The following is an 8,086-nucleotide window of genomic DNA, read 5'->3' on the forward strand; positions in this document are numbered from 1 at the left end:
ATGCGTTGGGTGTGGCTATGGATAGGAACTATGCCCTTTACGACTATTCCGATGGGAAGTTGGTGAAAGGGAAAGTGGTTTCTAAAGATGTATCTTCTTTCGTCAGTGGGAAATATACCTATAACCTTAAGTTTCAGAAACAGTATCAGCTGGTGGTGCCAAGCATTACCTGGTTGATCATTTATCAGATGAGGTATTACCTCATTTCGTCGTTCCTGATGCTGGCGCTTACGGCAGCCGCGTTCTACCTGCTTATCAGGCTGATGAAAAATCAGCAGCTTTATGCCCAGGCGAGAATGAGCTTTACCAGTAACATCACGCATGAACTCCAAACGCCGATCTCGACGATTGCTGTGGCCCTTGAATCGATCAGTAAATATCATTTGATTGATGAGCCCGAAAAGCTGCAGAATTACATCAATATAAGCCGTCATGAATTGCAGCGTTTACAAGCGATGATAGAAAAGGTGCTTAAGCAGGAACAAATGGACCTTGGAAAAACTAAATTGCAATTTACCCTCTTCGATATTCAATCCGTACTCAAACAGGTGATTTTTTCGATGGATATTCAGGTACGCGAGAAAAATACGCAGCTTATACTTGTGCCTTCTGACGAGCCCTATTTTATTAAAGGTGATGCGATGCATATTGCTAACGTATGTTATAACCTGATTGATAATGCATTGAAATATTCGCCTACGCACTCCAAAATTGAGGTCTCCTGCAGCATTGCTGATCGTGAGTTAACCATCAGCTTTAAGGATAATGGTCCGGGGATTAAAGAAATTTATCAGCAACAGGTTTTCGAACGCTTTTTCAGGATTTTTAGCCAGGATAATATCCACAATGTGAAAGGATCCGGTCTGGGGCTTCATTATGTAAAACAGGTGGTAGAACTCCATGGCGGGCGTGTTGCGCTGCAGAGCAAAATAGGGAAAGGAAGTAATTTTATGATCATTTTGCCATTGTATGAAGAAAACTAAGGTTTTATATGCAGAAGATGAGCCTTTTTTGGCGCGCATTGTGCTCGATGGCTTAACCAGCAGTGGTTACGAGGTAAACCTGGCTTTAAATGGAGTGCTTGCCTGGGCGCAATTTGAAAAAGAAAAGCCTGATATCTGTGTACTCGACATCATGATGCCTCAAAAGGATGGTTATACGCTGGCGGCCGAAATCAGAAAATCAGATCCCAATATTCCGATCATCTTTTTGAGTGCAAAAGCCCTTACCGAAGATGTGGTGATGGGATTTAAAAGCGGCGGAAACGACTATCTTAAAAAGCCTTTTAGTATTGATGAGCTGCTGGTGCGGATGGAATCACTTTTAAAGCGGTTTGGCCCAGCGAACAACGGGGAAAACGATCCCGATAGAAAATACCGGTTCAGGAACTGCGAACTCGATCCTGTAGCCCAAAAACTAAAAACTTCTGTAGGTGAATATTCACTTTCTTATAAAGAAGCTATCCTGCTTGAATTATTACTGAAAAACCGCAATAACATTTTGGAACGTGAGGATGCGCTGATCAAAATATGGGGAGAAGACAGTTTTTATAATGGCCGCAGTATGGATGTGTTTATGGCACATCTGCGAAAGCTCTTAAAAAGTGAACCTGAAATACAGATCATCAGTTTGCGTGGAGTAGGATACAAGCTCATTTGTTGATGAGGTGTTACTTATTGAAATAATGAAAGCCTCCCTAGTGCTATCCTATAGAGAAACAGGGGTTAATAAATATTACAGCCAACAGGAAACAGTCTCATTCTGGTCGTAGCGTCTCGCTAAGACCCAAGCAAATAATAGGGTGCAGAATAATAGGATTCAATACCGTTGCAGTGGTTAATTGTTAAAACCAAGATGTGCCACTAAACAAAAACACAGCTTAATGGTTATCCGTCCACTCTGAAGGTAACTTCCCGAAAAACTTCTTAAATTCCTTACTAAAGTACCGGCTATCTAAAAAGCCTACCATATATGAAACCTGGTATACTGTATATAGTTTAGYTTCCAGCAGTTCTGCTGCTTTTTTAAGACGTACTCTTTTGATAAAATCATTAACTGATGAGCCAGAAACCGACTTAATTTTTTTGTAAAGCACTGGCGTACTCATATTCATCAGTTTAGCCAATTCATTCACACCAAAATCAGGGTTTTCTATTGAGCCGGCAATATTTTCTATCAGTTGATTGAGGAACTTTTGGTTTTCTGTTCCGAGTGTGGTCTGGTTTAACTGTTCAAAGATGTCGACTGATGTAGATTTTTTATCCAATAACTGGCTAATATGTGCCTGCGCATTCTTTATTCCTGTAATAAGGTTATTAACCTGTAGCAGCAAAGCCTGAGGGCTAAAGGGTTTGGTTAGGTAAACATCAGCACCATGCGAGAGTCCGGCAATTACATCTTCGGCCTGTGTTTTGGCGGTTAGCAATATAAAGGGAATGTGATTTGTTGCCACATTGGATTTGATCCGGTCACAAAAATCAAAGCCCGACATTTCAGGCATTGTTACATCACTGATGATCAGATCGGGCATATGCCGTTTAGCCTGTTCCCATGCCAGCTTTCCATTTCTGCTCATCATCACCTGGTAATGAGGGTTTAAAATATCATCCAAAAGGGTGGCGAGTTCCAGGTTATCTTCAGCCAGCAAGATGATTGGTTTTGGGCTATCGCTGGTCTGGCTTAAGGGTAATAACTGGTCGGCCAGGCGATTGGGCAAAGTACTCTCTTCATAATAGGCTTCTTGCAGCTCATACGCACCATTTTGTCTTTTGGGCAAAGTAATCGTAAATGAAGTTAGTCCATGCTCGTTCATGGTCTCCAACTGGCTAGTCACTGTAATGGTGCCTTGGTGAAGCTCAACAATAGCCTTAGATAAGGCCAGGCCAATGCCATAACCAGTATTCTGAAACCCATGGTCTGCAACCTGGTAATAATTTTCAAACAATTTGTCTAAATGCGACTGGGAAATACCCCTACCATTATCTTCTACGATGATCGTAACTTCATTGTCGGTCTGGTTGATCTTAAGTTCAACAATACCACCATCCTGTGTAAATTTATAGGCATTTGCCAATAAGTTTATAATGGCCTTTTTCAACTGGAAGGCATCGCACAGCAAAAAAGCTGATTTTAGATGTGATCTTTCAAATAGCGTGGTAATCTGTTTTCGTTGGGCGGTTTCCGAAAACATCTGCAGGCAATCTTCGAGTATTGGCAGCAGATCCTGAACATTTTCGGATAGCGTTAAACGGTTATCCTCAGTTTTTCTAAAATCCAACAGCTCGTTAACGAGTGTGAGCAATCGCCTGGCATTGCCTGCAACCCCGATTATTTTGTCTTTTTGTTTCGTGCCCAAATGTTCATCCGAAACCAGCTGCTCTATAGGCGGAGAAATAAGGCTGAGGTGTGTCCTGATTTCATGTGATACATTCGTGAAAAAATTGATCTTGTACTGGTGAAGTTCATCTTCTCTTTTTAAGAGGGTACGTAACACAAAATAACGGCTAATGAAGAAAACAATACTGGTTAAAATAAGGGTATACAGTGTATAGGCCCACCAGGTTGCCCAAAACGGTGGTAATATTTTAATGGTTAAACGAGTAGGTCCCATCCAGTTGGGACTTCCGTTATTGCCACTTACCATTAAAGTATAAGTACCTGGAGCAAGGTTGTTAAATGTTGCTTCTGCTAAATTGCTTGTGGTCCATCCCYTACTTAAGCCCTGAAGCTTATACCTGAAGGCATTTTTTGTTGGCTTAATAAAATCCAATAAGGCAAATTCGAAGGTTAACGAATTCTGGTTATGGCTAAGCTCAACCTTGTCGGTATAGGTGATGGATTTGCGCAGTACCGAACCATCAATTTCTACAGGAACATCAAAAATTCGCATGCCGGTAATCACCATACTCGATTTTGTAGTATTGTCCCTGATTTGGTCAGGATCAAAATACACCAGTCCATCCAATGTTCCAAAAAACAAATTGTTATCCTGTTCGTATTTGGCATTGGGGGTAAAATTGGTACTGATCAGTCCATCTGCTTTGGTGTATTGGGTAACGATTTTCTTTTCTGGTGTAACCTTAAGTAATCCACTATCACTAGCCAGCCAGATATGGTTATGCCTATCGAAAGCTATACTCATTATCGAACGTTTGTCAATCAGACTATTGAAATGATATGGAGCAAAATGACCGTTCTTTTCATTAAATTCTGCCACGCCACGGCCTTCTAAGCCTAAGTAGATCGTTCCTTGATGCTCAGAAATAGTATTCACGGGATATTTTAAATGATAGATGATAATCGTATTGCCTTCAACTTTCATCACCTTGGTTTCGGTAGCAAACCATAATCTTTTTTTAGTATCCTGAAACGCTATGCCGGCAGTAAAAGATCTAAGTGCTTTTTCCTGCATCAGTCTATCTTCTTTCAAACTGGTTCCCCTACGTTTGTATACCTTTAAACCATTGCTCGAGGTCATCCACAAACGGTTTGTCTTATCCTCTACAATCGAGTTAATTTCGGTAGCACGCTCACTTCCTGTTAAACGGTGTTCGATGGCATTGGTATTGGCATTAAATACATCCAAAGTACCCGAAAAAGTTCCGATCCATAAATTACCATCCTTATCCTTAAATAGGGTTTTGATGAAATTTGAACTAATGGACCGATCGTTGCCCTGTTGATTTTTTAAATAAGAGATCCGTTTAGTTACCTGGTTAAGAATATTAATTCCTCCGCCTTCTGTGCCAAGCCAAAGCTCGGTTGGATTACGGTTACACATGCTGCTCACCACACGGTGGTTAAGATTTGATGAGGTTGGACCAATGCTTAGGTGCTGAAAAGGAGTAAGTGATGGCTTTATCAGGCCTAGGCCACTGTAGTAAGTGCCGATCCAAATGGTTCCCGAACGTTGTTGAAACAGGCTGTGGATAGAGCTGTTGTGTAAGGTCTGCTCATTGCCCAACTTGCTGTTTAGCTCGATCATGCTTAGGTGATCAATGTCGAAAAAAAACAGCCCATCTGCAGTGGCAACACCAATCCTATGATCCAGTAAGCTGATAATTGAGCGGATTTTGTTTGTAGCGCCACCTGGTAAAGCGGGTTGTTTTTTGGCCTGGGTAAATTTTCCCTGTTGATAATCGCATAAAAACAAGCCTGTAGCGTAAGATCCAAACCAAAAGCTGCCAGCATTATCCTTCTTAATCGAAGTAATGTTTTGCTCCTGCAAGAAAGGAGGCATTCCAATCGCTCTGGTAAGGATAAGCTTGTTTTCTTTAATTTTAGCTTCAAAAAGGCCCTTACTTGTACCGCACCAAATCCTGCTATCGGGTGTTTGGCAGATAGCAGAAGAAAATATATCTTCTCCATTACCAAAAGTCATTGGAGAAGCAATGATCTTCTTTTCTCTGGTGATTAATACAATACCAGTGGCCGTGGCTGCCCAGATGTTTCCAGATTGGTCAGCCATTATCTGCCTAACCTCAGGTTGCTTTTGGTAGGGAAGCTTGATTTGCCTGAATTTTTCGGAAAGAGGATCAAAGATAATTAATCCAAATACTGTACCCATCCACAACCGGCTCTGTTGGTCCCAAAATAGCGATCTGATTAAAACATTTGTCGAAGGCTTGTCTGCACCGCCAGGAATATTCTTAAAATTGCGCCACCTCAATCCATCAAACCGGCTTAAGCCTTTTTCAGTACCGAACCACATAAACCCTTGTTTGTCCTGTGCAATGGAGAGCACGCTATTTTGAACAAGGCCATCCTCAGTGCTGAAATGTGAAGATACAGCCAATTGGGCATTTACTGGTGAGAGCCCACACAGGATCAACCACAAAAGGTTTATCCAGCCAGCGGCACAGATGGAGCGTATTCTATTTAAATGGAGCAGGATGATCATTGTAACAAAGCTATGAGATATTTGGTTTTATATTCATAATTAATTGATAATGTATTGAAAAATCGTTGGATTTAAGGTTTTCATACCATTTGTTTAAGATTTTCCCCACACAATAACCAGCTAATTAAGGAAATTTACAAGCTAACCTGACCAAACAACTAACCGAAATTATCAATAACCAAATAAACCCATGAACCAGTTTTTTATAAAGCATGCACTTCAAAATGGGCAGATATAAGAACAAATCGAAGACTATCAAATGCGCAAACCTCGCTTATTACTTTTTCTAATCCCTTTTTTATTCAGTACAAAAATTGCACATAGCCAATCAGGTCTATTAGCCAAAAACACGATAGAAGTGATGCCGGTTAACTGGAGCAGTTTCCAAAAAAAAGCACCTCATGATCAACTGGCAAAAGTTGTACAAACAAGCCTCCTGAATGCCAATAAATTTGCATTARCAACCTGGTATTGGGATATAAAAAAATACCAGCCAGATTCGAGCGGTTACCTTGATCTGAAAAGCAAATCAAAGGTGAACGAATACCGCTACCGTTTTCCGGCGGCCATGTCGTTCGGTATTGCGATTGCCATCAAAACAGGTATATACGATCCTGCCGTAACAGGAGTTTCTTTACAGGAGGCTAAAAACAAAACCRTCCAAATGGTAAGTGCTGTGGCTTACGATCACAAAGCGAACCAGAAGCGAAAGGTATGGGGCGGCGATTGGCAGGCGGCCCACTGGGCTTATTATTCGGGATACGCCGCCTGGCTTTTATGGGATGATTTATCCAAAAAAGATCAGACTTACATCACCGGGATGATCATTTCGGAAGCAGATCGTTTTCTTAGTGTAGTTCCACTTTATTATAAAGACAGTACTGGTAAAGTATTATTCCCTGGTGATTCTAAAATTGAGGAAGATGCCTGGAATGCAGAGCTATTGTATTTGGCAGCGGTAATGTTGCCAAGCCACCCGCATTCGGGTAAATGGTTGCATAAGGCTGTCGAATATCTGATGGCCTCAACGGCCTTGCCTTCCGATCTGCATAATTCGCGGATTGTACACGGACGGCCCGTTAGCCAATGGGTACAGGGCTCCAATATGGAAGAACCGGGTTTTGTGATCAATCATGGTATCATCCATCCGCAATACAATGCAATTGCATCCATGATAAATGCCCCGATTGTGTTTTCTTTAGCTAAAAAGATGACACCAGAAGCCGCGCGCTTCAATCTTGATAAAATTTATTATTCGGTAACCGCACATCCGTTTTCATCACCGCCCTATAAAGCTCCCGGCGGTACCATGTACCGTGAAGGCACTGCTGATGTTTATTACCCGGAAGGGTCAGACTGGGGCCAGGGTGTTTACGATAATTATGCTAACCTCGATATTGCCGCACTCACTTATGGCTGGGATAATCTTGCCCAAAAACATAAAGGAGAATACTGGGCTAAACTGCATATGGATAAGGTACTTGAACAGCAAAAGCGTTTTGCAGATGGACACACTTATGCAGGCGATCAGGAAAACAGCTATCCGGGCAGAGAAGAGGCTATTGCCAGCCGTATGGGATCAGCATGGATGACCATTTGGCTACAACGGCAGGTACCAGTAGTTTATGATAACAAACCTATACCAGAAAATTAGCATTAATCTTAAATAATCAACCAACAAACAAAAATGAAACAAATTGTAACTGTCTTTTTTTTACTGATCACATTAAATGCTGCTGCACAGTCGGATAACTGGCAGTCGCTGTTCGATGGCAAAACACTTAATGGCTGGAAACAGGTGACCGGTTCGGCCAGCTATACAGTGAAAAACGGCATGATCGTCGGTACCACAACAGCAAAGTCACCTAATTCATTCCTGGCCTGCGAAAAGCGCTTTACAGGTGATTTTATATTGGAAATGGAAGCGATGATGACTGATACGAACACCAATTCGGGCGTACAGTTTAAAAGTAATTTCGATGCCGCAGCGAATAATGGGAAAGGATTGATATATGGCTACCAGTACGAATTTGATCCTTCGGTCCGCAAGTGGACCGGTGGTATTTATGAAGAGGGCAGAAGAAGCTGGCTTTATCCGGTGTCGAACAACCCAAAAGGACAGCTGTTTTTCTCGCCAAATGTTTTTCATAAAGTCCGCATAGAATGTATCGGTAACAGCGTAAAAAC

The 8,086-nt window shown here is 41.7% G+C and carries 5 protein-coding genes; 4 read left to right on the forward strand and 1 reads right to left on the reverse strand.

Going from position 1 to position 8,086, the window contains the following annotated elements; all coding sequences use genetic code 11:
- Both AC1DPQ_RS10860 and AC1DPQ_RS10865 read left to right on the forward strand, forming a co-directional pair.
- Positions 1-983: sensor histidine kinase (locus tag AC1DPQ_RS10860; protein ID WP_477609230.1), on the forward strand; the 983-nt coding region annotated here is incomplete at its 5' end.
- A complete protein-coding gene (locus AC1DPQ_RS10865) occupies positions 970-1,662 on the forward strand; it encodes a response regulator transcription factor (RefSeq protein WP_477580448.1) in 693 nt (230 codons plus the stop codon). The genes AC1DPQ_RS10860 and AC1DPQ_RS10865, both read left to right, overlap by 14 nt.
- A 217-nt stretch (positions 1,663-1,879) precedes the next feature.
- On the opposite strand, the gene AC1DPQ_RS10870 is transcribed toward AC1DPQ_RS10865, so the two are convergent.
- Entirely contained in the window at positions 1,880-5,899 is a 4,020-nt protein-coding gene (locus AC1DPQ_RS10870; RefSeq protein ID WP_477609232.1) for a hybrid sensor histidine kinase/response regulator transcription factor, read from the reverse strand.
- Between the two features lie 259 nt (positions 5,900-6,158).
- Between AC1DPQ_RS10870 and AC1DPQ_RS10875 the strand changes: the two genes are divergently transcribed.
- Positions 6,159-7,553 (forward strand): hypothetical protein, encoded by a 1,395-nt coding sequence (locus AC1DPQ_RS10875; protein ID WP_477609234.1) that lies wholly within the window; start codon positions 6,159-6,161, stop codon positions 7,551-7,553.
- A gap of 33 nt (positions 7,554-7,586) precedes the next feature.
- A partial coding sequence (locus tag AC1DPQ_RS10880) for a 3-keto-disaccharide hydrolase (RefSeq protein WP_477609236.1) occupies positions 7,587-8,086 on the forward strand: 500 nt, incomplete at its 3' end.

This window comes from Pedobacter sp. 01T416_2 (assembly GCF_056398925.1).

Coding starts and splice junctions, on each gene's coding strand:
- AC1DPQ_RS10865 (WP_477580448.1), top strand. CDS start 970: ATGAAGAAAACTAAGGTTTTATATGCAGAAGATGAGCCTTTTTTGGCG.